The 25494-nt window shown below is 44.9% G+C and carries 25 protein-coding genes; 8 read left to right on the top strand and 17 right to left on the bottom strand.

Translation table 11 applies throughout. From position 1 onward, the window contains the following. Positions 1–2: 2 nt before the first annotated feature. On the bottom strand, positions 3–1013 hold the full coding sequence (locus FIV04_RS20490) for a putative 2-aminoethylphosphonate ABC transporter substrate-binding protein (protein ID WP_152470325.1): 1011 nt from the start codon (positions 1011–1013) through the stop codon (positions 3–5). A 299-nt stretch (positions 1014–1312) separates the two neighbouring features. Here FIV04_RS20490 and phnW point away from each other — a divergent pair, with 299 nt between their 5' ends. From phnW to FIV04_RS20470, 4 genes are all read left to right on the top strand, one after another. Then, a complete protein-coding gene (gene phnW, locus FIV04_RS20485; RefSeq protein ID WP_152470324.1) occupies positions 1313–2419 on the top strand; it encodes a 2-aminoethylphosphonate--pyruvate transaminase in 1107 nt (368 codons plus the stop codon). Further along, the gene (locus FIV04_RS20480; RefSeq protein WP_172974292.1) at positions 2416–3822 is read left to right on the top strand and encodes an aspartate aminotransferase family protein; all 1407 of its coding nucleotides are present in this window, start codon (positions 2416–2418) and stop codon (positions 3820–3822) included. Before phnW ends, FIV04_RS20480 begins: the two co-directional genes overlap by 4 nt. Before the next feature lie 77 nt (positions 3823–3899). Then, positions 3900–4718: a phosphonoacetaldehyde hydrolase gene (gene phnX, locus FIV04_RS20475; protein WP_152470323.1), complete on the top strand. Its 819-nt coding sequence runs from the start codon at positions 3900–3902 to the stop codon at positions 4716–4718. A 399-nt stretch (positions 4719–5117) separates the two neighbouring features. Then, entirely contained in the window at positions 5118–6197 is a 1080-nt protein-coding gene (locus FIV04_RS20470) for an OmpA family protein (RefSeq protein ID WP_152470322.1), read from the top strand. A gap of 86 nt (positions 6198–6283) precedes the next feature. Here the strand turns inward: FIV04_RS20470 and FIV04_RS20465 are convergent, their stop codons facing one another. Then, on the bottom strand, positions 6284–6682 hold the full coding sequence (locus tag FIV04_RS20465; RefSeq protein ID WP_032550279.1) for an OsmC family protein: 399 nt from the start codon (positions 6680–6682) through the stop codon (positions 6284–6286). Positions 6683–6900: 218 nt separating this feature from the next. Between FIV04_RS20465 and msrB the strand changes: the two genes are divergently transcribed. Then, positions 6901–8043 (top strand): peptide-methionine (R)-S-oxide reductase MsrB, encoded by a 1143-nt coding sequence (gene msrB / locus FIV04_RS20460; RefSeq protein WP_152470321.1) that lies wholly within the window; start codon positions 6901–6903, stop codon positions 8041–8043. A gap of 70 nt (positions 8044–8113) precedes the next feature. Here the strand turns inward: msrB and FIV04_RS20455 are convergent, their stop codons facing one another. Next, the gene (locus tag FIV04_RS20455) at positions 8114–9481 is read right to left on the bottom strand and encodes a TrkH family potassium uptake protein (RefSeq protein WP_152470320.1); all 1368 of its coding nucleotides are present in this window, start codon (positions 9479–9481) and stop codon (positions 8114–8116) included. Between the two features lie 8 nt (positions 9482–9489). Next, positions 9490–10149: a TrkA family potassium uptake protein gene (locus tag FIV04_RS20450; protein WP_152470319.1), complete on the bottom strand. Its 660-nt coding sequence runs from the start codon at positions 10147–10149 to the stop codon at positions 9490–9492. A gap of 269 nt (positions 10150–10418) precedes the next feature. Here FIV04_RS20450 and FIV04_RS20445 point away from each other — a divergent pair, with 269 nt between their 5' ends. Further along, positions 10419–11534, top strand: a complete 1116-nt coding sequence (locus tag FIV04_RS20445; RefSeq protein ID WP_152470318.1) for a mechanosensitive ion channel family protein — start codon at positions 10419–10421, stop codon at positions 11532–11534. A 104-nt stretch (positions 11535–11638) separates the two neighbouring features. On the opposite strand, the gene FIV04_RS20440 is transcribed toward FIV04_RS20445, so the two are convergent. From FIV04_RS20440 to FIV04_RS20400, 9 genes are all read right to left on the bottom strand, one after another. Then, the gene (locus tag FIV04_RS20440; protein ID WP_152470317.1) at positions 11639–12052 is read right to left on the bottom strand and encodes a hypothetical protein; all 414 of its coding nucleotides are present in this window, start codon (positions 12050–12052) and stop codon (positions 11639–11641) included. A gap of 176 nt (positions 12053–12228) precedes the next feature. Next, positions 12229–13281 carry a 3-deoxy-7-phosphoheptulonate synthase AroG gene (gene aroG / locus FIV04_RS20435; RefSeq protein ID WP_150868654.1) on the bottom strand — a complete coding sequence of 351 codons (1053 nt, stop codon included), beginning with the start codon at positions 13279–13281 and terminating at the stop codon, positions 12229–12231. A 293-nt stretch (positions 13282–13574) separates the two neighbouring features. Then, complete coding sequence (locus tag FIV04_RS20430; protein WP_032550272.1) at positions 13575–13790, bottom strand: DUF3820 family protein; 216 nt, start codon at positions 13788–13790, stop codon at positions 13575–13577. Positions 13791–13803: 13 nt separating this feature from the next. Next, a complete protein-coding gene (locus tag FIV04_RS20425) occupies positions 13804–14475 on the bottom strand; it encodes a DUF3313 domain-containing protein (protein WP_152470316.1) in 672 nt (223 codons plus the stop codon). A gap of 98 nt (positions 14476–14573) precedes the next feature. After that, positions 14574–14924, bottom strand: a complete 351-nt coding sequence (locus tag FIV04_RS20420; RefSeq protein ID WP_150868652.1) for a helix-turn-helix transcriptional regulator — start codon at positions 14922–14924, stop codon at positions 14574–14576. 252 nt (positions 14925–15176) lie between these two features. Next, positions 15177–16100, bottom strand: coding sequence for a heme o synthase (cyoE, locus tag FIV04_RS20415; RefSeq protein WP_152470315.1), 924 nt, complete (start codon positions 16098–16100; stop codon positions 15177–15179). Then, the gene (locus FIV04_RS20410; protein ID WP_152470314.1) at positions 16093–17142 is read right to left on the bottom strand and encodes a heme A synthase; all 1050 of its coding nucleotides are present in this window, start codon (positions 17140–17142) and stop codon (positions 16093–16095) included. Before FIV04_RS20410 ends, cyoE begins: the two co-directional genes overlap by 8 nt. A gap of 52 nt (positions 17143–17194) precedes the next feature. After that, a complete protein-coding gene (locus FIV04_RS20405) occupies positions 17195–17767 on the bottom strand; it encodes a hypothetical protein (protein ID WP_152470313.1) in 573 nt (190 codons plus the stop codon). Beyond that, on the bottom strand, positions 17757–18620 hold the full coding sequence (locus FIV04_RS20400; RefSeq protein ID WP_367618264.1) for an SURF1 family protein: 864 nt from the start codon (positions 18618–18620) through the stop codon (positions 17757–17759). Before FIV04_RS20400 ends, FIV04_RS20405 begins: the two co-directional genes overlap by 11 nt. Here FIV04_RS20400 and FIV04_RS20395 point away from each other — a divergent pair. Beyond that, positions 18619–18849, top strand: coding sequence for a DUF2909 domain-containing protein (locus FIV04_RS20395; RefSeq protein WP_152470311.1), 231 nt, complete (start codon positions 18619–18621; stop codon positions 18847–18849). The two genes, FIV04_RS20400 and FIV04_RS20395, sit on opposite strands and share 2 nt — an antisense overlap. A gap of 26 nt (positions 18850–18875) precedes the next feature. Here FIV04_RS20395 and FIV04_RS20390 read toward each other — a convergent pair whose 3' ends face one another. From FIV04_RS20390 to coxB, 4 genes are read right to left on the bottom strand one after another with little or no spacing between them, the layout of a single operon-like run. Beyond that, the gene (locus FIV04_RS20390; protein WP_150868646.1) at positions 18876–19760 is read right to left on the bottom strand and encodes a cytochrome c oxidase subunit 3; all 885 of its coding nucleotides are present in this window, start codon (positions 19758–19760) and stop codon (positions 18876–18878) included. A gap of 39 nt (positions 19761–19799) precedes the next feature. Beyond that, positions 19800–20405, bottom strand: a complete 606-nt coding sequence (locus FIV04_RS20385) for a cytochrome c oxidase assembly protein (RefSeq protein WP_152470310.1) — start codon at positions 20403–20405, stop codon at positions 19800–19802. Positions 20406–20413: 8 nt separating this feature from the next. Next, positions 20414–22060, bottom strand: a complete 1647-nt coding sequence (gene ctaD, locus FIV04_RS20380) for a cytochrome c oxidase subunit I (protein ID WP_152470309.1) — start codon at positions 22058–22060, stop codon at positions 20414–20416. Beyond that, positions 22057–23265 (bottom strand): cytochrome c oxidase subunit II, encoded by a 1209-nt coding sequence (coxB, locus tag FIV04_RS20375; protein WP_152470308.1) that lies wholly within the window; start codon positions 23263–23265, stop codon positions 22057–22059. The genes ctaD and coxB overlap by 4 nt, the downstream gene beginning before the upstream one ends. 404 nt (positions 23266–23669) lie before the next feature. Between coxB and FIV04_RS20370 the strand changes: the two genes are divergently transcribed. Further along, positions 23670–25412 (top strand): phospho-sugar mutase, encoded by a 1743-nt coding sequence (locus FIV04_RS20370; protein WP_152470679.1) that lies wholly within the window; start codon positions 23670–23672, stop codon positions 25410–25412. The last annotated feature ends 82 nt before the right edge of the window (positions 25413–25494 follow it).

Here is a 25494-nt window from a genome sequence, read left to right as displayed (position 1 = left end):
GATTAAGATTTAGGTTCAGACTTCGCGTCAAACTTATCAGACCAAGTTTTCAATACGTCTGCACGCTCATTACCCATACGAGCAAAATCCATCTTCGCCATGTTTTTTTCAACATTTGGGAAGTTTTTCACTGTTGCTGTTACGTCTTTATGACCAACGACTGGGTACATCTCAATGTAGAGTTCATTTGCTGCTTTAGAAATCGACCAGTCCACAACACGTTTTGCTGCTTCTGATGATTTAACAAGACCAACCGCTTCAGATTCCCAACCAATACCTGCAGGAGTGATTACCGCCAATGGAGCACCCTGCGTTTTCAACTTAGCACCACGACTTGCCATAGAAATACCGATGGCAACTTCACCCATACCAGCTTGTACACAAGGTTTAGAACCAGAGTGTGTGTAGTGTGCAATGTTCTTATCTAACTTTTGCATGTAATTCCATGCTTGGTCTTCGCCCATGTTTTGCAGCCATGCTGAAACTTGCATGTAACCAGTACCGGAAGATGCCGGGTTTGGCATTGCAATGTGGCCTTTATAGATAGGCTTGGTGAGGTCTTCCCAAGATTGAGGTGCAGGCAAGTTCAACTGTTTTGCAACGGCTTCGTTAAAACAAACTGCATTGAAAAATGCGTCATTACCGTACCAAGCTTGAGAAGATTGTGGATCATTCAGATTTGAGCGAAGTGCATCAACACCATGAGGCGTATATGGTTGAAGAATACCCTCTTCTTTCAACAGAGCCATTGATGAGCCCGCAAGCCCCCAAACAACTTCGGCTCTTGGGTTGTTTTTTTCAGCCAATAGCTTAGCCGTCATAATGCCCGTTGAGTCACGTACCCATTTGATGCGAATGTCCGGGTTTTCGCTCTCAAATGCATTCTTGTACTTCGCCAAAATATCTGTTTCAAACGCTGTATAAACCGTCACTTCCTTGGCCGCAAATGCGTTGGTAGCCAGTAGTGACACAAGTGCAGCAAGTGATCCTTTCATAAAACGGTTTTTCATCATGTTCTCCAGTTGAACTGTCTAGCAAGAGTGGATGCAGCCAAGTCGACATACATTCTTTCATTTCCATTAATGAGCACACACCTTATTGGTATGTACCAGATGACAAATATTAACCTATTCGAGTTTTGTGACGATTAAATGAACAAAAAATGGCATTTTGAAGATCTCTACTGACGAGATGACCACCAAGAATTTTGAATATGAAGCTTTTGTGAATCTGGTGATTTTACTCTTTACCTCCATCAGATTCGATTGATAGAGTAATTGCAAATATTGGTATAGTCCAAATGGAAATCAAGATGAAAAACGAATACTTGCTCTTAACCCCTGGCCCTCTTTCCACTTCTGAATCAGTTCGCCAAGCGATGCTAAAAGACTGGTGTACATGGGACGATGAATACAACAAAGACATCGTACAGGTCATCCGCCACAAGCTGGTTCAGTTTGCAACGCAACAAACAGGCTATACAAGTGTATTAATGCAAGGTAGTGGCACTGCTTCTGTTGAAGCGACGATTGGCAGTGTAATCGGCACAGGAGGCAAATTACTGGTGGTCGATAACGGTGCTTATGGCGCTCGCATCGCACAAATTGCGCAGTATTTAAATATTCCATGCCATGTCGTTTCACCAGGCGAAACATCACAACCTGACTTGAACGAAATGGAAACGGCACTGGCCATGGATCCAAGCATTACCCATGTTGCAATTGTTCATTGTGAAACCACAACAGGCATGTTGAATCCTATTAAAGAGATTGCTCAATTGGCTAAACAACAAGGCAAAATCGTAATTCTCGACGCCATGTCGAGCTTTGGTGGTATCCCAATGGACATCGCTGACTTGGGTATCGACTTTATGATCAGCTCAGCGAATAAATGTATTCAAGGTGTACCGGGGTTTGGTTTTATTATTGCCAAACAAGATGAACTTGAGAAATGTAAGGGGCAAGCTCGCTCACTGAGTTTAGACCTTTACGACCAATGGCACTGTATGGAAGCGAACCATGGTAAATGGCGTTTTACTTCACCAACGCATACCGTGCGCGCGTTTTATCAAGCACTCATCGAGCTTGAGCAAGAAGGTGGAGTTGCCGCGCGATTCCAACGTTATTCAACCAACCAGAAAACACTGGTGGCAGGAATGCGTTCTCTGGGTTTCGAACCGTTACTGAGCGACGATCTTCACTCTCCTATTATCACCTCTTTCTATTCTCCAACTCATAGCGACTACCAATTTAAAGAGTTCTATGAGCGCCTTAAAGAGCAAGGCTTCGTTATCTATCCGGGTAAAGTGTCCAACGCAGACTGTTTCCGCATTGGCAACATTGGTGAGGTTTACCCTGCTGACATTGAGCGTCTAATCGGTGCTATCAGCAAGGCAAAGTACTGGGAAGTGAACGCATGATGCAGTGTGAATCAAAAGAGAACCTCTCTTACACTCACTTTCGAAGTGAAGGAGACGTCAACACAACACCAGCGCGACAGGAGTGGAACGCATCTTTAGACGATAAAGCCACTCAAGCGCTTTTGAAGAGAGATTCAGGTGTGTTTCTTCACCAAGCTATGTCCACGCCGTGCTTAGATACGTTGCAACATGCCGAAGGTATCTACATAGAGGATACAACGGGCAAAAAATACATGGACTTCCATGGGAATAATGTCCATCAACTGGGATACGGGCATCCAGAAGTCATCAGGAGAGTAACCGAACAAATGGCTTCGCTGCCGTTTTCTCCGCGACGCTTTACTAACGAGACGGCCATCGAGTGCGCGGAAAAGCTAACGCAAATCTGTGGTGGCGAACTCAACCGTGTGTTGTTCGCACCCGGTGGCACCTCTGTGATTGGAATGGCACTGAAGCTGGCAAGGCACGTAACTAACAACTTTAAAGTCGTTTCGCTGTGGGACTCTTTTCATGGAGCCTCTCTAGATGCCATCTCTGTCGGTGGTGAAGCATGTTTTCGTGAAGGTATGGGGCCATTAATGGCTGGAGTAGAGCGTATTCCACCAGCGGTGTCGTACAGAGGTGCTTTCCCAATGCGCGATGGCGACCCAAACTCAGATGTTCATTACGCCGACTACCTTGAGTATGTTATTGAGAAAGAGGGAGGCATTGGCGCATTCATTGCTGAAGCTGTTCGAAACACTGATGTCCAAGTGCCAAGCAAAGCCTATTGGAAACGAATCCGAGAGATCTGCGACAAGCACAACTTGCTGCTAATCATTGATGATATTCCTAATGGTATGGGACGCAGTGGCGAATGGTTTACTCATCAAGCTTATGACATCGAGCCAGATATTCTCTGTATTGGAAAAGGCTTTGGCGGTGGTTTGGTTCCGATGGCAGCAATGGTAACCAAAGACAAATATAACACGGCAGCACAAGTCTCACTCGGTCATTACACCCACGAGAAAAGCCCGATCGGTTGCGCTGCAGCACTGGCAACCATGCAAGTCATCGAGCAGCACAACCTTTTACAAAAAGTGAAAGACGACAGTGAGTTCGTCAAAGAACGCTTGCTCGATATGAAAGCACGCTACCCCGTTATCGGCGATGTGCGCGGAATTGGCCTTTTATGGGGAGTCGAATTGGTAACAGACCCTATAACCAAGACTCGTGCATACGATGAAGCTGAAGCGCTGCTTTACCAGTGTTTAAACCAAGGTCTGAGCTTTAAAGTGTCACAAGGCAATGTCGCACAACTTAGCCCTCCGTTGATCATCGAACGCAGCGATCTCAATGCAGCTCTAGATATCTTTGAAGCGGCTATCGATAAAGTATGTCGAGACTTTGGATACCAGATTTAACCTCATTAAACATTAATCACCACCAAATTAGTGACAGCCTTGACGTTGATATCAAGGTTTATAAAGGACAAACAATCATGACGAAATCATCCACAATCCAAGCGGTAATTTTTGACTGGGCGGGTACCATCGTAGACTTCGGTTCGTTCGCTCCAACCAGCATTTTTGTAGAAGCGTTCAAACAAGGATTTGATTTTCATATTTCTCTTGAAGAAGCTCGCGAACCTATGGGGCTCGGTAAATGGGACCACATTCAAGCTGTGGGCCAATTACCTTCTGTAAAGGCTCGCTGGAATGAACAGTTCGGTAGAGACATGAACTCTGAAGATATCGATGCGATATACGCGGCATTCATGCCATTACAGAAAGCGAAAGTAGCTGACCACGCCGCACCTATCTTAAATTCCATCGAAGTGGTGAATAACTTGAAATCGCAAGGCGTAAAGATTGGCTCATGTTCAGGTTACCCGCGCCAAGTAATGGATGTGCTTGTTCCAGTCGCTGCGGACTACGGATATCATCCAGATTGCGTGGTTGCTACAGATGATCTTCCGCAAGGTGGGCGCCCTGCGCCATTCATGGCATTAAAGAACGTCATCGACCTTGGTGTTACCAATGTCGCTTCATGTATTAAGGTTGATGATGCTGCTCCGGGGATCGATGAAGGCCACAATGCAGGCATGTGGACAGTTGGTCTTCTTTTATCTGGAAATGAAGCGGGCTTAACCTTCGAGGAGTACCAACAAGCGGATGAAGCAACGCTTGCCGCAGCTCGTAACAAAGCAAAGCAAAAACTCGGCAAGTCTAAACCCCACTATCTAGTTGATACTATTGCTGATCTACCGAACGTTATCGAGCAGATCGAAGCTCGTATCTTACGTGGTGAGCGTCCTTAACTCGGTCTCTGAAAAATTATAATCTGACACTCACTAATTCATTCCCGATGTCAATTTTTTGGCTTCGGGTTTGTTCATTTTATAAGCATGAAGTAGCGCAAGCTTTTGAACTCTTTTATTGAATAAAATTTGTAAAATCAAAACCTTGAGCTATAGCTTTATATATAGCCAAGCATTATTGATAACTTAGCAAGTACAAATTAGTTAAATGCATAATTTTTAACAATTTTGTTGACTCTCATGTGCAATAGGATTAACAATAGATTTACCGCTCATATAGATAGATTCCAACTGGGTCAACGCCTCCAGTTATCGTCTGCAAGCAGTGTGTTACAAACAGTCGATGACCATCTAATGGCAGATCCAGATAGAATAAAAATTAATCACAAGGATAAGATTATGAAAAGACTGTCAAAAATCATGTGTGCACTTATCGCGACCTCTGGTCTTGCAGCTGCGCCTTCAGTATTGGCGAACACTACATATGTGGGCGCTAAGATTGGTTCTGGTTGGCTAGATAACGCGTGTGTCTCAGGTGCTCAATGTGATGATAGTGTTGTAGGCTGGGGTATCTACTCTGGTTATAAATTTTCTGAGCAATGGGGTGTTGAGCTAGACTCAAACATGATTGGTGATTTTAAAACAAGCTTCCAAGGTCCCGGCTCTACAGCAGTAGAATTCAGCGACCCAATGATTGCTATCGCACTATCGCCAACCTACCGTTTCCCAATTCAACAATCGTTCGATATCTTTGCTAAAGCAGGTCCTGCTTACATCTCTCACGGCGGTGAAACTGACTTCGTACTTTCAGCTGGTATTGGTATTGAGAAAGAATTTGTTAACGACCTCGCACTTCGTCTTGAGTATCAGTACTTCGATGGCTTTGACGACAAATACATCCAAGACGTCAACGCTAACCTATTAACTGTGGGCTTAAGCTATAACTTTGGTACAGGTAACACAACAGCAGCAGGTCTGCCAGTTGTGGCTGCAGCAGCTGTAACTCAAGCTCCTTCAGAGCCAATTACAGAAGTAAAAGAAGTGGTGATGGAAGAGAAAACAACGGTTGTAGTAACTAAAGAGCAAACCGAAAGTTTCTCTCAAGAGATGTTCGCTACCAACAGTACAGAGCTATCAGCAGACGGTAAAGCGGCACTTGGTCCTCTAATTGCAGTGCTACAAGCGCACCCAGAATCTAGCGTAGAAGTTGTTGGCCACACTGATTCTACAGGCGCGGCAGAATACAACATGATGGTGTCGAAAAAACGTGCTGCATCTGTTGCTGCGTACATCGAAGAGCAAGGTATCGATGCTAGTCGTATTACTGCAACAGGGGAAGGTGAAGAGAACCCTGTAGCATCAAACGATACGGCTGAAGGCCGTGCGATGAACCGACGCGTAGAAGCGACTATTCCAGGCTTTGAATACACTGAAGAAGTTCAGGTTGAAAAAGTAATGGTTGAAGAGTCAGCTCAGTAATTAGTTGTTATCGCGCATACACGCTCTAACGTAATTACAAACTAAATTGAAGGCCATGTATCTCAGATACATGGCCTTTGTTTTGGTTAGACGATTTCCCAGCTATGGGTCATTTCAACGCCTGCGCCCAACATCAAACAAACTGAGCAGTATTTTTCTAATGAATCAGCGCATACTTTCGCAACCAGCTCTTCATCTAAGTTATCACCTGACACTTCGAAGTGAATATTGATTGCAGTGAAAATCTTTGGCGCAGTTTCACGGCGTTCTGTCGAGAGCTTTGCATTACAACCTGTAATCGCCTGTCCTGCTTCTTTTAAGCCATCAACCACGTCAACAGAGCTACAACCACCAGCAGCCATCAATACCATCTCCATTGGGCTTGGAGCCGTTGCACCGCCGCTACCGTCCATTACGATAGAGTGACCTGATTGAGATTGGCCTAAAAATTTAAAGCCTTCTACCCATTTAACTTCTGCTTTCATGCTATTCCTTAGTCGAGTGACACACACTCATCATGGTTATACAACTACTTAAACGCCACCCTACTACTGGTCGTTTCGGAGAGCAAGTCGTCCCGTTTAAACACGCACAATTTAATTTCAAAATATTTTTTTAGTGAATAGTGTAATTTTTTCCATCAAAGTCCTGTCTCTATTCGTACATTCAGCATCGAATGAGTAAACGTCAAGATGAGGTATCTATGAAGAAATTATCTAAAATATTGGTTTCACTCGTGGTCGCATTACCACTGGTTTCACTATTTGTTAGCCAAACAGGCACAGCCAATACAATGGATAAAGAGGCACACTCTGGTAAAACTGCAGTTGCAACTTTAGCTGGTGGTTGTTTTTGGTGTACCGAGTCCGATCTTGAAAAACTCGATGGCGTAATCGATGTTGTTTCGGGTTACTCAGGTGGAAAGCTGGAGAACCCAACATACAAACAAGTAGCATCAGGAAAAACGGAGCACATCGAAGTAATCAAGGTTGTTTATGACCCTAGCGTGGTTAACTACGAGCAAGTTCTTGACCAGTTCTTTCGTCATATTGACCCAACCGACGACAAAGGTTCGTTTGTCGATCGTGGCCCTCAATATCGTCCAGCGGTTTTCTATCATAACGCTGAGCAAAAAGAGATTGCTCAAAACTTCATGAATGAAATCGAAGAGGCAAACCTATTTGGTGCTCCTTTAAAAACTGAGCTGATTGAGTTTAAAAAATTCTGGCCAGCAGAAGACTACCATCAAGACTACTACAAAAAGAGTAAGGTTCGTTACAACTACTACCGTTATGCGTCAGGTCGAGATCAGTACCTAGATAAAATCTTTGGTGATGATCGCCAAGAAAACCCACAAACGATTCGCCAGATATTAGATGGCAAAAACCAAGCTGCAAACGTGAAAGTTTACACTAAGCCTTCACAGTCCGAGATCAAGCAGAAGCTGACATCGCTTCAGTATAACGTGACTCAAAAAGACGCGACAGAACGCCCTTTCGATAATGAGTACTGGGATAACAAAGAAGAAGGCATCTATGTTGATATCGTAACCGGTGAACCGCTTTTTTCATCAAAAGACAAGTACAAGTCAGGTACGGGTTGGCCGAGTTTCACTCAACCAATCAATGACAACTACATTGTGACGACAACCGATTACAAGCTGATTTATCCACGTACCGAAGTACGCAGCCGCTTTGGTGATTCACACCTTGGTCACGTGTTTAAAGATGGACCAAAGCCGACAGGACTGCGTTACTGCATGAACTCAGCGGCTATGCGATTCATTCCAGTCGAGAAGCTAGCTGAAGAGGGATACGGAGATTATCTAGAGATGTTTGAAGGTTAATCGCCATTCGAGAACTAGAAGACAAAAGCCAGCATTGACGCTGGCTTTTTCAATTCAATCCAATGAAGAATTATCCCGTTAGCACAGTATCTTCTGGATACTTCACCAGCGAGGGCTCTGGTCTTGCTAACATATAAGCCAAAGTTAACGGCCCTATTCGGCCAATAACCATAACGACTACCATAATGTATTTGCCCGGCTCTGATAAGTTTGCAGTTAGCCCTGCAGTCAAACCAACGGTTGCAAAGGCTGATATTACTTCAAACATGACACGATCAAATGCTGCTTTCTCCGTTAACATCAACAAAAACATCGCTGTCGTTAGCATGGCTCCACTGACCACAATAATAGCTAAGGATTTAGTAACAGCTTGCCATGAGACAGTACGCTTAAACATCACGACGTGCTTTTTCTGGCGTAAAAAACTCCACGTAGCCACAAAAGCCACTGCGAACGTTGACACTTTGATCCCTCCCCCCGTAGAAGTTGAGCCGGCACCAATTAACATCAAGACGATCATGACGAGTAGAGCGGGCTGAGTATAGTGAGTAAGGTCGACACTATTAAACCCTGCGGTACGAGCACTGGCTGATTGAAAGAAAGCTGCCAGCCACTGACCGTTCGTTGTGAGGCCTTGCATCGTTTCACTATTATTTCGCTCTAACAACCAGAACAATACGGTTCCAACTAAAAGCAGTGTCGGAGTCGCTGTTAACATGATTTTGGTGTGTAGATGTAGGTGATTGAAGCCACGGCGCCAATTTGATGCTAAATCACCGACGACAGTGAACCCCAAACCTCCAAAGATGAACAACCCCGCTAGAGTGAAGATCACTAGAGGATCATCTACAAACTTCATCATGCTATCTGAAAAGAGCGCAAAGCCTGCGTTGTTAAAAGCCGAAATAGCGTGAAACAGAGCATAAAAGCTCCCGGTTTCCCATCCATATTCTGGTACCCAACGAAAACAGAGCAGAATAAAACCAATGACTTCCGCGATAAGCGCAAACGCGATGATCTTTTTGACCAAACTTCTCAAGTTGACGCGCTTATCTTGTCCTAATGCCTCTTTAGCGAGCGCTTGCTGCTTCAAACTAAGCCTCACCCCAAACATATATAGGAGCACCGCAGACAAAGTCATTTGGCCGAGCCCACCTACCTGCATTAGGAACATCAATAGGACTTTACCCGCCAGAGTAAAATGGGTTCCAGTATCCACGACACCTAAACCAGTTACGCTTATCGCTGAGGTCGCAGTAAACAGGGCGTCAGTGAATGAAAGGCCCGTAACCGAAAAGACGGGCAAAGTAAGAAGAATCGCGGACGGAATAAGAACACCAAGAAAACTGGTGAGGATGATCTTTGGTTCAGACCCTTTCTTCGGCTTATTGTCTGGCTTTAAGGTGTAGAACAGCCCTCTTCTTTGAACTGAATGCATAGACCGCCTTATGACAATGATTTAAGTCGATTAGCCAATAACTCTTTAGGGCCCGCAATGATGACCACGTCCCCAATCTCCAAACTAATATCCAACTCAGGTGCTTTGACCAAGTTGGGGCCACGTTTGAAACCCAATACATGCACATCACTTTGTTGACACAGTTTAAGGTCGGAGAGCGGTCGCCCAAGTAGATTATGTCCTATTACAATTTCAGTCAGAGCGAGTTCACTACCCAAATCAATAAACTCTAACACGCGTCTGTCGAGCATCTTTCTTGCGACTCGGATACCCATATCTCGCTCGGGAAGTATGACATGGTCTGCTCCAATCTTAGTCAGAATCTTAGCGTGAAACTTATCGTTCGCCTTCACCCATACCGTTTTAGCCCCCGCCTCTTTCACAACAAGTGTGGTCAGAATACTGGCGTTCACATCAGAGCCAATTGAAACCATGATCATATCGTACTCATCTAATCGCAATTCCTTCACGGTTTGTTCGTTGGTACAGTTTGCGACAATACCTTGCGATACAAAGCTAGCCGCTTCTTTAACTCGCTCTTCGTTAATATCTACCGCTAGCACCTGCGCCCCTGAATCTTGAAGCTCTTTGCATACCGCGAGCCCAAAACGGCCTAACCCAATCACGGCAAACTGTTTATCTGTCATAATTTCCTCTATCCTCATTGGTTGAGGTTAAACAACAAGTCTTCAACAGCAGCGTTGAGTGAATAAGATTATTCATCATTACGCTGATAAAATTTCCTAATCTCTTGATTTTAAAGGTAGAGAACAAATTGGATTTCTGCTAATTTCGGGCCACTTATTTTTCTGTCATAGCACACAATTGCATAAAGCTACCTAGACGCAGCTATTCTATTTCTTTTGGGGACAACACTTGCTATGACATCCGCGTTATCACTGAGTGAATTCAAAATATGAACGAATTAATTCAACAAGTTCAGACTTACGTAAATGCAAACCATCATGAATGGAGTAGCAGTGTTTTATTCATCACTGTTGCTAGTTTCTTCGCATGGGTTGCATGGCGAATCCTTCATAGTCGCTTGGAAATATTAGCCAAGAAAACCGCATTCCATTGGGATGATTTGCTGCTCGATGCGCTCAAAACGCCAGTCAGTACCGTACTTTGGTGCTGGCCAGGCACTGTCTCTCTGGGATTGATTTTACAAGGGGAATTTGGGGGCGAAATCAACTGGCTTCGTACCCTCAAGCACATCTTAATTATCTGTACCTTCGTGTGGTTCACGCTCAGAATGATCACCAACAGTGAAGAGTACATCCTAGCGCAGAAGAAACGTGATGAGACAACGGTTCAGGCCATAGCCAAAGTATTCCGTCTGTTCTTTATGGTGATGGGAGCACTCACCATCATGCAGACCTTTGGTTTAAGTCTATCTGGCCTTCTGACCTTTGGTGGTGTGGGTGGCTTAATCGTCGGTTTGGCAGCGAAAGACCTGCTATCTAACTTCTTTGGCGGCATGATGATCTATTTCGATCGCCCATTCAAAGTTGGAGACTGGATTCGATCTCCAGATCGTCAGATTGAAGGTACAGTAGAACGCATCGGCTGGCGCATGACTATCATCAGAACGTTCGACAAAAGACCGATTTACGTACCGAACTCGGTGTTCAGTAATATCGTAGTGGAGAACCCATCACGCATGCTTAATCGTCGTATCAATGAGACCATAGGCCTTCGTTACGAAGATGCTGACAAGATGCAAGCGATTGTGGATGAAGTAAAGACGATGCTAGAAAACCATCCGGATATTGATGCCAAGCAAACACTAATCGTGAACTTTGATAAGTTTGGTCCTTCATCCCTCAACTTCTTCATTTACACCTTCACAAAAACGGTCAACTGGATTCGTTTTCACGAGGTAAAACAGGATGTGTTGCTTAAAGTGCTAGAGATTGTGCACGCCCATCAAGCTGATGTCGCGTTCCCAACACAAACCCTTCATTTGCAGCAAGGTGTCGCCCCTACCTCAGAGCACGCAGCACCAATCACACCAGAAAGCAGCCTTTAAAAACAAAGAGAGCCATACCTAATGTATGGCTCTTTACTTCTCTGGGGCTCTTCACAGCTCACGAATCTATGGCTTACAGGTTCCTCTACTAATTCACTGTAAAACTATTTCAGTTGAATACTAGTAAACGTTTCGTTGATCAAACCACTACCTGTACGTTTCTTCATCGTCACTTTAACTGAACGCTTTGCATCGGCGACGTCATAACGTATCGCTTGACCTAGAAACTTATCATTTCGCTTGAGTTCACGCGCTTCCAATTTTACTGTTTTGTTGCCACGGTTAACCTTACAGCGGTAATCCCATTCGTTCTTACCGTCTTTCAGGCTAAGTAGAATACGTTGATTACTTGCACTTGAAGTCGCTTTAATACCACGAGGTTTCTTATCGATTGCTAAAGCAAGACCAGCTTTACATAGTTGCTCTGCAGTAAACCCTTGCGCAGCTTCTACCGTAAGAGTGTTGAACACCGCTAGTACCACTAAAGCAACGCTCGGAAGCACGAATTTTGTTTTCATGAATGAAACCCTTCAAGTTATCGAACATCATTCAATTTAACCATCAGCAATACGGTAAGTCAATGTTTTATGGTATCTATATCCCTATAAAGAGAGTGGCTCGAAGTTCTTGTAATAGAAAACAAAAAAACCTTGCTGCAGCACAACAAGGTTTTTATTCAATGAGTTAGGTAACGTTACTTGTTACGACGACTCTCAACTGCATCAGCCAATTGGCGTAATACTGTTTCTGTGTCTTCCCAACCAATACATGCATCAGTGATTGATTGACCGTAAGTCTCTACCTTTCCATCAACAAGATCTTGACGACCTTCAACTAGGTGTGACTCAATCATTACACCGAAGACAGCAGCATCGCCGCCAGCAATTTGTGCACTAACGTCGTCTGAAACGTTCAGTTGACGTTTAAACTGCTTAGAGCTGTTTGCGTGGCTGAAATCGATCATTACCTTTTGAGGCAAGCCTGATGCTTCAAGTTCTTGTTTGATCTTAGCAACGTGCTCTGCACTGTAGTTTGGCTCTTTACCACCACGTAGAATGATGTGACAGTCAGGGTTACCTGCCGTTTCTACGATCGCAGAATGACCGTACTTAGTTACAGACAAGAAGTGGTGAGACGAGCTTGCAGAACGAATTGCATCTGTCGCGATCTTAATGTTGCCATCCGTGCCATTCTTAAAACCAACTGGGCAAGACAGACCAGACGCCAGCTCACGGTGTACTTGAGATTCAGTAGTACGAGCGCCAATTGCGCCCCAGCTGATCAAATCCGCTACATATTGTGGCGTGATCATATCTAGGAACTCACTTGCTGTTGGCATACCCATATCAGTTAGGTCTAGCAGCAGCTTACGTCCCATACGTAGGCCATCGTTTAGCTTAAACGTATCATCCATGTACGGGTCGTTGATTAGACCTTTCCAACCTACGGTAGTACGTGGCTTCTCAAAGTAAACACGCATTACGATTTCTAGACGATCACCCAGTTCATCACGCAGTACTTTCAAACGCTTACCATACTCAAGCGCAGCTTCTGGATCATGAATAGAACATGGACCAACGATCACAAGTAGGCGATCATCTTTGTCTTCTAAAATATTGTGAATCGCTTTACGGCTTTCAAAAGTTGTAGAAGAAGCAACTTCTGTCGCAGGGAACTTTTCTAGTACCGCAACAGGGGGTAATAACTCTTTTACTTTATTAATTCGTACATCATCTGTTTGAAACATTGCTTACTTCTTCCTATTTCTATCCTTGAGCTGAGTATGCATATTGTTTGCACAATTTTCACATCAGCGCTTATCGTCTTGTTCCCTGTAACTTATCTAGGAAAAACGAGAGTTTCAATCACTAATTTAAAAAAAACGCAATTTTTTTTATGTTTTACATTAAAAACACTTTGTATATAAAAATTTACACTCAATAAAATCGTCAATTTTACAAACAGTTAGCACAAAGTTAGCTTCATTTTTTCGCGATTCGAATAAAAAAACAGCTGACATTTTGCCAGCTGTTTTACGCTTTACATTCTTTTCAGAGGCTTAACAACACTGTCCAGCCCCTCAATTTTCAATGCCAGGCAGAGCTTCAACAGGTCTCCAAGCTCTCCATTGGGGAACCCTTTCTTGTCAAACCACAGCAAATACTCTTCAGGTAGGTCAATGAGTACTCGTCCTGCGTACTTCCCAAATGGCATCTGTACCCGTGCCAGCTTCATCAAGTTCTCTTTGTCTAACATGGTTTCATCTTTCTTAGAGTTGATTCTTATTCGTCAGGGTAACACCTAAACGCTCAACCCAGTAGTTGATCGCGTCTTTCGCGTCATCAAGCGAGTCAATCATGGTCGAAAAGTCTTTGTTTCCTGCTTGACGGTCTATCGCAGCAAACAGCGGTGTTCCATCTTGGGCATCACTGACCAACAGCTCAATACTCGCACTGCCTACGTTGGTATGCTCACCCGTGGTTACCTTGGAAATCGTCGACATCGCGAGGCCAAACGGCAGTACGCTACTCGTTACGGCTAAAATAGGATTCGGCGTTTCCACATTGCTTAATGCGATACTCAGTCTCAAGCTGCTGCCATTGGGCTCACTCACTACTTTCTTGTATTGAGAAATACGCTCGGTAAGCCGTTCATTCATGTGGTCGGTTAACTCTTGAATATCGCCAGAATCAATCGAGCCTTCTTCCGCGAGCACGAAGATCTGGTCAATAACGACTGAATCATACTCTTCTAATTTATTCTGTAGGCGCTCTGCGTCCCGCAGGCCAATACGAGCCCACACCAAATCGACACCACCATCAGGGCCTGGAGTAAAATCGTCGTAAGAGGTAAATTTAGTGGCTTTTTGGATCGGCCCACCAGCACATCCGACAAGGATGACACTGATGGCAGCCAGAAGGGAATATTTTAGAAAGGTCATGTTAGCACTCATCATTAACTGAATAACATAAGTATGCTATACCATATATAAAAAATATGTCGAAAAGTTTGTTGTTGATATACGACCAATTTCTAAAGCTAATTTGGCTTTACCGTATGTGCGTACTCTACTACGACTTGATTACCTTCTATATAAGCGTTTTGGATCTCACCATCAACACTCATTCTACTTTGTAAATAGACGACTTTTGGCCCTTCACTACCCTCTTTTAAAGATGGCAAAACATTCTTTGGCTCGAGGTGCAACAAACGACAAAACTGGCTGACAAAAGACATCGTTAATGGGGTTTCACCTCTTAGGACTCTTGAGAAGGCGAGTTGATTCATACCCAGCTTCTTTGAAAATTCCATTTGAGTCAGACGCATACGCGACTTCTGTGACATCCAAGTTTGATATAGTGCATCTCTATCTAGGTCGGTAAATTCCATGAGGTTCCCTTTGTATAATTCAGACCTATTAATTGTGCTTTTTTCTATAGAAATTATGTCAACGTAAGGTTAGTGAAAACCAAAGGTTTGGTTGTGTTATGAACCCAATTTTGTACTAATTTAGCCACCTAAATGAGTCTTACGCCCAAACAAAAGTGTCAAGCATGCCCACTGTATATGCATACCTGATTTATTAGTTTGATTGATGCGTGAGAAGTGATTAAGGCAAGTAATCTTCATACCTGCTGGCACTTACAACAAATAATGGTCAAGCAACAACGCAGCAAACAACACCATAAGGTGATAGATAGAGAACTTGAAGGCTTGCATTGCGCTTGCAGCATTGCTGCGATACTTCAGAACCCAAGCGTGGTAAACAAAACCGCCATTGAGTACTAAAGATGCACTGAGGTATATCCAACTGCTCATACCAACCAACACAGGTAAAATACACACCACACTAAGTAAAAGCGTATAGAGAAGAATTGATGTCTTGGTGTACTCAATGCCATGAGTAACCGGCAACATAGGGATATTCACCTTAGCGTACTCATCTCTACGGTGAATCGCCAACGCCCAGAAATGAGGCGGTGTCCAAATAAAGATAATCATCACCAACAGCCAAGCATGAGAGTGCAACTCGTTAGTGACAGCCGTCCAACCGAGCAAAGGTGGCATAGCACCAGCAATACCTGCTATGACGATATTTTGAGGCGTCGCCCGTTTGAGATACATGGTATAAACCACTGCGTAACCCAACAAACTTGCGAAAGTTAACCATGCTGTGAGCGCGTTCACCCACACAACTAAAGCAACAAAGCCAATAACACCGATCGATGCTGCAAAGATAAATACACGAGCACTACTTAACTCTCCTGAAGGTAATGGTCTTCGACTCGTCCTGCTCATCTGCCCATCAATTCTTCTATCAATCAAGTGATTGAATGCCGCAGCGGATCCAGCCATCAACCCAATACCGAGCATCCCGAACACAGTTTGTTGAATCGGTAGACCGTTAGGTACGGCAAGGCACATCCCAACTAGCGCCGTGAGTAGCATTAATGCGACAACCTTAGGCTTGGTCAGAGTTAGGTAGACTCTCCACACTGCTTTCTCTCGTACAGCAGTATTAGACGATGGTACAAATTGATTATGAGTATCCGTTCTACTAGCCATGTTTACCTCCGCCTAATGCGCTTCCCTTCAATAAAAAGTCCCTTGTCTGACGCTGCCATACCAAAAAGTTGGTAACGACCAATGTGACCAGCAACAGTGCCGCCACTAGGTTGTGCATTACGGCAACTGAGATAGGCAAATGGAACCAGACGTTACTGATACCGAGTCCAACCTGACACAACAGTACAAATGCTAAGATGGCACCGAGCTTTCTTTGCCCATGCCCAGCTTGTGACCAGAGCTGATAAACCGTAATTAACACCACCAACACCGCAGCCATGGCTCCGAACCTATGCATAACATGAATGGTCAAGCGAGCAGGATATTCCAACACACCAAACTCGTAGTTGTCGTGCCCGCTTTGCCAAAGATCAAACGCCTTATCAAAGTCCAGATAAGCGAACCAGTTACCTTCACAAATTGGCAGTTGGGTACAGACTAATGCTGCATAGTTCGATGACGTCCAGCCTCCCAACAAGATCTGCCCGACCACAACCACGAGGCTGATGCTCGCCCAAAACCTTAACCACAATGATTTAAATGGCGCAAAACCCTGCCCTATCTTGTTTAAACGGCAGTACAGCAAGCTCAGCAATGACAGAAGCGTGAAGCCTCCCATCAAATGTGCCATTACGACGGCTGGCATCAATTTCAGTGTTACCGTCCACATCCCAAGCAGCGCCTGAAAGATAACGGTGGCTGCGATGAGTAACGGCAACCCTATTGGCGTCACACGTTTCGAGACACTCCAAGCAGCGATCGCAAAAATAAGTAGACCAAGCGAGCCAGCGAAGTAGCGATGCACCATCTCTATCCAAGCCTTATCCGCTTCTAGAGCTCTCTCTGGATACTCTAAATTTGCATTTGCGACAGCCGACTCACCCGAGGGCACTACGAGCTTGCCATAACAGCCAGGCCAATCAGGGCAACCTAGTCCTGCATCAGACAAGCGAGTATATGCGCCCAACACAATCACGATGAGCGTCAGAATCAAGCTCACTTTAACTAGTAACAGCAATGATCTAGGGGTTGAATTCATCATCAATACCGATCTCCCTATCTGTTGTGAAACAACTCGCTACTCTTTTAGAAACTCACCCGACTCGAGACAACTTCAGTAACTTCCTCAAATCATGGATTAAGCCTTTTGATTGAGGTACTAGCTCTTCTGACTCCGCAACACTCTCATACACCATCACTAGCTGCCCTAGAGGGTCGATGACAACAATAGAGGCTTCACCGAGTTTATTGGTAAGCTGTTGATTACCCATTACTTGTGTGAAAGCCTCTTGGTCAACAGCACTGTTGCCTTCAGCGCTAGTAGCAAAGATCACTGGCGTCACACGTTCGCGATTTTTACCCAAGGCCAAATAGCTCTGTTTAATATAATGAAGCTGCTGCTTGCATAGTTGGTTACAGCCTTCAGGGGCAACATAACCAATAAGCCACCCTTGATTTGGATCTTCAAAATCTATAGAGAGATCATTAAGCGTCACCCTTGGTTCAATAAGTAAACCAGTGTTGGTTGCCCCTTCGTTGTACCAGTGTTGATCTAAAACGGTTTTCGCGATTATGGCTGGCAAAGCAAAAATAATAACAAGCCCGACAAGTAGCCATCGCCCTTTGCGGCGTCTTTTCTCAAATGCCATTTGCTCATCACTTTTCATCGTGATTCTCCCTTTTGTCGCGCTTGCTGAAAAAACGGTAGCCCAAGAGCAACATCAATCCCGACAATACCGCTGCCATCGCAAACCACTGCACTGAATAGCCAAAGTGTTTTTCTGACTTCATCGCTGTTGGCCGCCATAGCAATTCATAAGGCCACATCTCATCCTGAATCGGTTGAAACAAAACAGGTAGAATATCTGTAGCGGTATAATCGGATATCGCTGCGATATTTAAATTTTGAATACGCTTCGGCGTGGTCTCTTCTAAAGCCAAATCAGAACTTAATGGGTTAGTGGAACGAACATATAAACGACCCGAAACTTGTTGAGGCATTAAAGGCAATTCAATCACCGGAAGCTCACTACGCTTTTTGCTGGCTTTGACAAAACCTAAATCCACTAAGATGTACTTCGGCTCAGAGAATCCAATTACAGGCATTAACTGATACAAGATGTACCCAACACTGCCTTGGTGAGTTTGATTATCCAGTAAGAACATCAACCCGTTATCTTCAGCAAAGTTCACCGTTACTTTGGTTCCATTCAACATCTTTAAGTATTCGCTGCCTGCAGCGCTATTGCTCTGGTCCGTTATAGAGAGAGCCTTACTTTCGATACTATTTGCCCAAATTTCCCAATCAGTTAGCACAGTCACCAATGGCTTACTTGGTTGAGTTGCTCTCATCGCCAGATGTTGTTCAAGCTGCTGCTTCTCAAACCCACGCTCTCTTTGCCATAAGCCCAACTTGATTAATAAGCTGACAGAAACCAAAGTTAAAAGAGCAACCACCCAAACGCCGACATTTCGACGTTGATTGTTTTGATGATTTGCTTCATTAGGGGTTAACACCATGGTTTCATCGACATCCGTAATCTTGTTTAAAGTTCTTCTTGTCGCCCTTCTGTTTGTTATTGCCTTCAACCTCATGAAAGCGTTATTTCAGTTCTCATCGGGCAAACACAATGGCAAACAGCTAAGTCATTTCCTAGGGCGACGCGTCTTCTTCTCTGCCGTTGTGGTGATCCTATTGCTGCTTGCGATGGCGACAGGCTTTATCACACCTAATCCACGCCCTTACTAACTGTTCAAACCCAATGGCTAGAGGAATCACAGCACGTAAACGAAGATAAATAGACCCAGCCAGACCACATCAACAAAGTGCCAATACCAGCTACCTGCTTGGAAGGCAAAATGGTCTTTAGGCGTAAAGTGGTCTTTGGCTACACGCCCTAACAACACGATCAAAAAGATAGTCCCTAAGCAGACATGCAAGCCATGAAAACCAGTTAGTAAAAAGAAAGTGTTACCGTAGATGCCTGACTGTAAAGTCAAATTCATCTCTTGGTAGGCATGGATATATTCTTCTGCTTGAAAGAAAAGAAAGAAGCCTGCGAGCACTATCGTAATTTCCAACCAAACCGTTAGCGCCATTCGTTGGTTCTTTTCAAGGCTGATATGAGCCATGTGCAGTGTCACGGACGAGAGCAGTAAGATAACAGTATTTTTCAGCGGTAACCCCTGCCAAGACATAGCTTGAGTAGTCACACCATCTGGCGTGGTTGTTAGCGGCCACATCGATTGAAACATCGGCCACAGCACTTCATGGGTCATCTCGTTGTTCCCTGCACCACCTAACCAAGGCACTGAGATCATTCGCGCGTAGAAAAGTGCGCCAAAAAAGGCACCGAAGAACATGATTTCAGAGAAAATAAACCAGCTCATACCTTGTCGGAAGGAGCGAGAAATCTGCTCAGAATAGAGGCCACTTAACGATTCGGTAATCACATTACTGAACCACCCAGCCAACATGTAGAGCAGCACCGCAAAACCCAGTACCAAAGTAACTTTGCCAAATACTCCACCCGCTGCGTCAGTCCCCATATTCTGCACAGTTAACCCTGAACCTAATGCGACAAGAAAGAGAGCGACAGCGCCAACTAGAGGCCAGTGACTCTGATGCGGAACAAAGTAGATTTCCTTTTTAGAACTCATTGCTCAACTCCTTTTGTTGATACAGGTTCTTGCGACGGCTCAGTTTTTCGCGACTACATTCTGCTCTGATGACGTCCCATTGGTAATGTTAAATAAGGTATAAGAGAGAGTCAGAGTGTGAATCGACTCTGGAATATTAGGCTCAATATAGAAGATCAAGCCCATCTCGGTACTCTGCTTGGCGTTCAACGGTTGTTGATTGAAGCAAAAGCACTCCATCTTATTGAAGTATGTTGCACCGTTGCCGGGAGATACCGACGGCACTGCTTGCCCAACTAGATTCAGCCCAGACATATTGGTAGCAATGTAGTTGGTCTGAATCACTTCTCCAGGGTGAACTTCAAGCACGCGCTTCTCTGGCTCAAATCGCCATGGCATGTCGGGCTTAATATGCGACATAAACTCAACTCGTACTGTGCGACTGTAATCGGGCTGCATACCCTGAGGCTGAACTGCAGACACGGTATTAGTCTTGCCATTGATACCCAAAGCTTCACACATCACGTCATACAGCGGCACCAAAGCAAACCCAAAGCCAAACATGCCAATCACACTCAATACCAAATAGGCCGTCAGTTTTTTGGTTGACCGCTTTGTGGTGTTATTTTGAGTTTGTGTATGTTCGTCTCGCGATTGCTTGTCCATAGCTCACCTCAGTCCACTTTGGGTGGGTGTGTAAAGGTGTGATGCGGAGCAGGACTTGGGACTGTCCACTCTAGCCCTTCCGCTCTCTCCCAAGGTTTACTCTCTGCTGGCTCTCCACCTTTAATGCATTTGATGACCAGCCATAGGAAGATCAATTGCGATAAACCGAAGGCAAAACCACCAATCGATACCACCTGATTCACATCAGCAAACTGAATCGCATAGTCAGGAATACGACGTGGCATCCCTGCTAAACCAAGGAAATGCATTGGGAAGAACAGAACATTCACGGAAATGACCGAAGTCCAGAAGTGCCACAAACTCAATTTGTGGTCATACATGTTGCCCGTCCATTTAGGCAGCCAATAGTAAGCTGCGGCCATGATAGAGAACACTGCCCCGGTAACCAGAACATAGTGGAAATGCGCGACCACAAAGTAGGTATCGTGATATTGGAAGTCGGCTGGAACAATCGCCAACATCAACCCAGAAAAGCCACCGATAGTAAACAGTACAATAAACGCGATCGCAAAGAGCATCGGAGTTTCGAAGGTCAGCGCCCCTCGCCACATGGTCGCAACCCAGTTAAACACCTTCACTCCTGTAGGCACCGCAATCAGCATCGTGCAATACATAAAGAACAGCTCGGCGAAGACTGGCATCCCGGTGGTGAACATATGGTGTGCCCATACCAAGAAAGACAAGATTGCAATACTGCACGTTGCATAAACCATTGAATGGTAACCAAACAAACGCTTACCACTGAAGGCTGGGATAATCGCTGAAACAATACCAAATGATGGCAAGATCATGATGTACACCTCTGGATGTCCAAAGAACCAGAAGATGTGTTGGAACATCACAGGGTCTCCCCCACCAGCCGCATCAAAGAAGCTCGTCCCAAAGTACTTATCGGTTAGCACCATAGTTACCGCGCCTGCGAGGACTGGCATCACCGCTATTAACAAAAACGCAGTAATCAACCATGTCCAAACGAACATCGGCAGCTTGAACCAAGTCATACCAGGAGCTCGCATATTGACGATGGTTACAATCACGTTGATCGCACCCATGATCGAACTAATACCCATGATATGAACAGAGAAAACGAACAGCGCCGTACTGTCAGGCCCATAAGTTGTCGATAGAGGCGCGTAGAAAGTCCAACCAAAGCTTGGGCCACCGCCTTCAGTAAACAGGGATCCGATTAAAATGAGGAACGCAAAAGGAAGGATCCAAAAACTGAGGTTGTTCATACGAGGCAGAGCCATATCTGGCGCTCCGATCATCATCGGAATCATCCAGTTGGCAAGGCCAGTAAACGCTGGCATGACTGCACCAAACACCATGATCAACCCATGAACGGTTGTCATCTGATTGAAGAAGTCTGGCTCAACCAGCTGTAGCCCTGGCTGAAATAGCTCGGCACGAATCACCATGGCCATCGCGCCACCCGTTAGGAACATGGCAAAACTGAACCACAGATAGAGCGTGCCTATATCTTTGTGGTTAGTGGAATAGAGCCAACGAGCCCACCCCTTCGGAGCTTCATGATGGTCATGCTCAGTTACATCGATTAAATCGTCAGCAGTGTGACTAGCCGCTAAATCTTCAGCCGGAGCAGATTTCACCGGCTTGTTAATTGGTGAACTCATATCGCCTCCTTGCTATTCGGCGTTGCATTCGAGTCGGTGGCTGCATCCTCACCTCCACCTTCAACTTGCTGCTTGTAGGCATTGATGTCTGACGCTTGAATAACATCACCAGTATCATTACCCCAAGCATTACGTTGGTAGGTAATTACTGCAGCGATCTCTTTTTCTGTAAGTTGGTTATCAAAGGCCTGCATCGCAGTTCCAGAGCGGCCATAGACGATGACATCAATATGCTCCGATACATTTCCAAGTGCCACTGGGCTACCCTTGATAGCAGGGAATGCTCCTGGAATACCCTCGCCGTTTGCTTGGTGACAAACAGCACAGCGAGATGCATAAACTTGCTCACCAATCGTATTCAGCTCTTCCAAAGAAAGTGACGCATCTAATGCTTCCTTAGCGGCTTGAGCCTCAGCAATCGCGAGCGCCTTCTGGTCAGCCAGCCAAACATCGAAATCTTCTTCTTCCATGGCTTGAACAACAATCGGCATGAAGCCGTGAGCACGACCACATAACTCAGCACATTGTCCACGATAAACGCCGGGCTCATCTATTTTTGTCCAAGCTTCATTAATAAAACCTGGAATTGTGTCTTTTTTCACAGCGAATGCAGGAACCCACCAAGAGTGAATCACATCGTCCGAGGTCATTAAGAAACGAACTTTACGATTAATCGGTAGCACAAGTGGTTTGTCTACCTCTAACAAGTAATGCGCGCCCTTCGCTTCGATACCTTCAATCTCTTTGTCACTGGTTGCCAGTAAACTGAAATACTCAACGTCTTCACCGAAGTAACTGTAATGCCACTTCCACTGTGAGCCTGTAATTTTAACTGTCAGTTCAGATTGAGAAGTATCTTCCATTGCAATCAAGGTTTTGGTTGCAGGGATTGCCATTGCGATAAGGATGATAATAGGAATGATGGTCCAGATGATTTCGACTTTGGTGCTTTCGTGAAAATGTGCGGCAACTGCTCCCTTCGATTTCCTGTGCCTTAGGATCGAATAGAACATGACACCAAACACAACAAACGCAATGGCGCAGCAAATGTAGAAGATCAGCATGTGCAGCTCGTAGACTTTGCCACTAATCTCCGTTACCCCTTGCGTCATGTTGTATTCACTCGTTGCTTGAACAAGTGGAGCCACTAACAGCGACATAACACTACTGATTAGTAGCGCATACCTCAGCAATAATCGTTTCAAAAGATCTCTCCTCTATCCATCCATATTGGATATGTGCGAGCTATCAAACGGCAAACGCCGTCTCAAAAATGAAAGACTTGGAATCAGACCGACAAGCAATCCTCAATGACAGATTGCCAACACTGCTACCTGTCTGTTAAAAGCTACGAGCAAACTCGATAAAAGGTTCAAAAACAGCGAAGTTGTTACTTTTTGTTATATTTATGTAAAAGGCTAGTTATCGATACTCAAATATTCAAGGTCGCATTAGTTACTAAATGCTCAATTATTTAATTTGTGCCTCAGCAAAAAAGTCGAACCTTTATCACTGTTTGCGCAAGTTTTACGATTGCCTTCAAGGTAATGCGAATGAATATCAATTACATTGATCGCAAAGCCGATTTATAACGAGAAGGTTAATGAATATGCAAGATGCCATGAACTGGTTGGCGAGAGACCCAGATCCAAGAACTCGCGAAGAACTTCAACTGCTGATTGATGAAAAGAACCACGATGAACTTCAACTGCTGATTGATGAAAAGAACCACGATGAAATTGGCGACCGATTCAGTCAAAGATTGGAGTTTGGTACAGCGGGTTTACGAGGCAAAGTGGGCTGTGGCCCTAATCGAATGAATCGTTTAGTGATTCAAGAAACAGCAACAGGTTTAGGCCACTACCTAGCTGACCATGTCCCGCAAGCACTGCAACGTGGTGTTGTTATTGGTTACGATGGACGACTGGATTCAAAGCAGTTTGCTACCGATACCGCATCTGTTTTGTGTGCACTTGGTTTTAAGGTTTACCTGACGAGTAAAGTAGCCGCAACGCCTATCGTCGCCTTTGGTATTGAACGTTTTGGAGCAGCCGCTGGCATTGTTGTTACAGCGAGTCACAATCCGCCAGAGTACAATGGCTTCAAGGTGTACTGGGAGAATGGTGCACAAATCATCCCACCACACGACAGTGGCATCGCGGCAGAGATCGATATCGCAGCGACCAAGCCCATCCCGCTAATGAGCTTAAGTGATGCGGAACAAGATGAGAAACTGGTTTGGCTAACGGAAGAGTACTATCAAGCTTACCGCCAAGCCGTGAATCAAGCGTCTTTTATCAGCAAACAAGGCTCCGAATTGGAAACGGTTATTGCATACACAGCGATGCATGGCGTCGGCGCGCAAATGGCTGAGGACCTACTCCACGACAATGGCTTCCATAAAGTATTCAGTGTTGCTGAACAACGAGAACCGGATGGGCATTTCCCGACAGTTAACTTCCCTAACCCGGAAGAGAAAGGAGCTATGGATCTGGTTGTTCAATTGGCAGAGAGTGTAGATGCCGATATCGCTTGTGCTAACGACCCGGATGCAGACAGATTTGCGGTTGCCGTCAAACTTCCAGAAGGCGGCTATAAGATGCTGACCGGTGACCAAGTTGGCGTGCTCTTCGCACAGTACTTGTCAGCCAAAGCGCACGCGAAAACGCAGCTTATCGGTAACAGTATCGTCTCTTCAACCCTGCTGGAAAAAGTCGCAAATTCGAATGGAGCAAAATACTTCCAAACCTTAACAGGCTTCAAATGGCTGACTAACGTTGGTATGCAGTTGGAAGATGAAAACAATGAGTTCCTGTTTGCCTATGAAGAAGCACTTGGTTACACCATGGGTACTCTAGTCCGCGATAAAGATGGTCTATCTGCTCTAGTGGTATTTGCTCAACTTGTTGAAGAGCTCAAATCACAAGGCAAGACAGTGTGGGACTTGCTGGCTGATATCTACATGCAACACGGCCTATACACTAACGCTCAGCGTAGCATTGCACTTGACCCAACAGCACCTTCTATTGGCTCCAAATTGAGAAGCCAACAGCCTACTGCCATCAATGGTATTGCGATAAAAGTCATTGAAGATTTGCAATCATCGCTACGTGTTACGGTCGGTGGAGCTACGGAAGCGATCAACCTTCCTGCAAGTGATGTACTTATTTACCATTTAGAAGACGGGTCACGCATTATCGTTCGACCTTCAGGTACAGAACCTAAAGTGAAGGTGTACTACGAAACGGTCACCTCTTACGAACAGGGTGAGAGCTACTCTGAAGCGATTCAACGAGGTGAGGCATACATGAATCTGCTCATCGAGCAGCATCAGAGCGAACTCAATCAATAGCAGCTTTAAACTGGCGTTTGAGAGTAAATCTAGACGCTCGGTAAAATAGCTCTTTCGATATAAAAATGGACGCTCAGGCGTC

It is taken from the genome of Vibrio sp. THAF190c, assembly GCF_009363355.1.
GTDB lineage: Bacteria > Pseudomonadota > Gammaproteobacteria > Enterobacterales > Vibrionaceae > Vibrio > Vibrio fortis_A.
This window is presented reverse-complemented; position numbering and strand designations above follow the sequence as displayed.

Excerpts from the sequence above, each read along its gene's own strand:
- FIV04_RS20400 (WP_367618264.1), bottom strand. The coding sequence starts at position 18,620 with ATGGTGTTAACCCCTAATGAAGCAAATCATCAAAACAATCAACGTCGA.
- FIV04_RS20440 (WP_152470317.1), bottom strand. The coding sequence starts at position 12,052 with ATGAAAACAAAATTCGTGCTTCCGAGCGTTGCTTTAGTGGTACTAGCG.
- msrB (WP_152470321.1), top strand. The coding sequence starts at position 6,901 with ATGAAGAAATTATCTAAAATATTGGTTTCACTCGTGGTCGCATTACCA.
- FIV04_RS20420 (WP_150868652.1), bottom strand. The coding sequence starts at position 14,924 with ATGGAATTTACCGACCTAGATAGAGATGCACTATATCAAACTTGGATG.
- FIV04_RS20395 (WP_152470311.1), top strand. The coding sequence starts at position 18,619 with ATGGTTTCATCGACATCCGTAATCTTGTTTAAAGTTCTTCTTGTCGCC.
- FIV04_RS20490 (WP_152470325.1), bottom strand. The coding sequence starts at position 1,013 with ATGATGAAAAACCGTTTTATGAAAGGATCACTTGCTGCACTTGTGTCA.
- FIV04_RS20480 (WP_172974292.1), top strand. The coding sequence starts at position 2,416 with ATGATGCAGTGTGAATCAAAAGAGAACCTCTCTTACACTCACTTTCGA.
- cyoE (WP_152470315.1), bottom strand. The coding sequence starts at position 16,100 with ATGGCTAGTAGAACGGATACTCATAATCAATTTGTACCATCGTCTAAT.
- FIV04_RS20390 (WP_150868646.1), bottom strand. The coding sequence starts at position 19,760 with ATGAGTTCTAAAAAGGAAATCTACTTTGTTCCGCATCAGAGTCACTGG.
- ctaD (WP_152470309.1), bottom strand. The coding sequence starts at position 22,060 with ATGAGTTCACCAATTAACAAGCCGGTGAAATCTGCTCCGGCTGAAGAT.
- phnX (WP_152470323.1), top strand. The coding sequence starts at position 3,900 with ATGACGAAATCATCCACAATCCAAGCGGTAATTTTTGACTGGGCGGGT.
- phnW (WP_152470324.1), top strand. The coding sequence starts at position 1,313 with ATGAAAAACGAATACTTGCTCTTAACCCCTGGCCCTCTTTCCACTTCT.
- FIV04_RS20425 (WP_152470316.1), bottom strand. The coding sequence starts at position 14,475 with ATGACCTTTCTAAAATATTCCCTTCTGGCTGCCATCAGTGTCATCCTT.
- aroG (WP_150868654.1), bottom strand. The coding sequence starts at position 13,281 with ATGTTTCAAACAGATGATGTACGAATTAATAAAGTAAAAGAGTTATTA.
- FIV04_RS20430 (WP_032550272.1), bottom strand. The coding sequence starts at position 13,790 with ATGTTAGACAAAGAGAACTTGATGAAGCTGGCACGGGTACAGATGCCA.
- FIV04_RS20465 (WP_032550279.1), bottom strand. The coding sequence starts at position 6,682 with ATGAAAGCAGAAGTTAAATGGGTAGAAGGCTTTAAATTTTTAGGCCAA.
- FIV04_RS20385 (WP_152470310.1), bottom strand. The coding sequence starts at position 20,405 with ATGGACAAGCAATCGCGAGACGAACATACACAAACTCAAAATAACACC.
- FIV04_RS20370 (WP_152470679.1), top strand. The coding sequence starts at position 23,670 with ATGCAAGATGCCATGAACTGGTTGGCGAGAGACCCAGATCCAAGAACT.
- FIV04_RS20405 (WP_152470313.1), bottom strand. The coding sequence starts at position 17,767 with ATGAAAAGTGATGAGCAAATGGCATTTGAGAAAAGACGCCGCAAAGGG.
- FIV04_RS20455 (WP_152470320.1), bottom strand. The coding sequence starts at position 9,481 with ATGCATTCAGTTCAAAGAAGAGGGCTGTTCTACACCTTAAAGCCAGAC.
- FIV04_RS20450 (WP_152470319.1), bottom strand. The coding sequence starts at position 10,149 with ATGACAGATAAACAGTTTGCCGTGATTGGGTTAGGCCGTTTTGGGCTC.
- FIV04_RS20445 (WP_152470318.1), top strand. The coding sequence starts at position 10,419 with ATGAACGAATTAATTCAACAAGTTCAGACTTACGTAAATGCAAACCAT.
- FIV04_RS20470 (WP_152470322.1), top strand. The coding sequence starts at position 5,118 with ATGAAAAGACTGTCAAAAATCATGTGTGCACTTATCGCGACCTCTGGT.
- FIV04_RS20410 (WP_152470314.1), bottom strand. The coding sequence starts at position 17,142 with ATGATGAATTCAACCCCTAGATCATTGCTGTTACTAGTTAAAGTGAGC.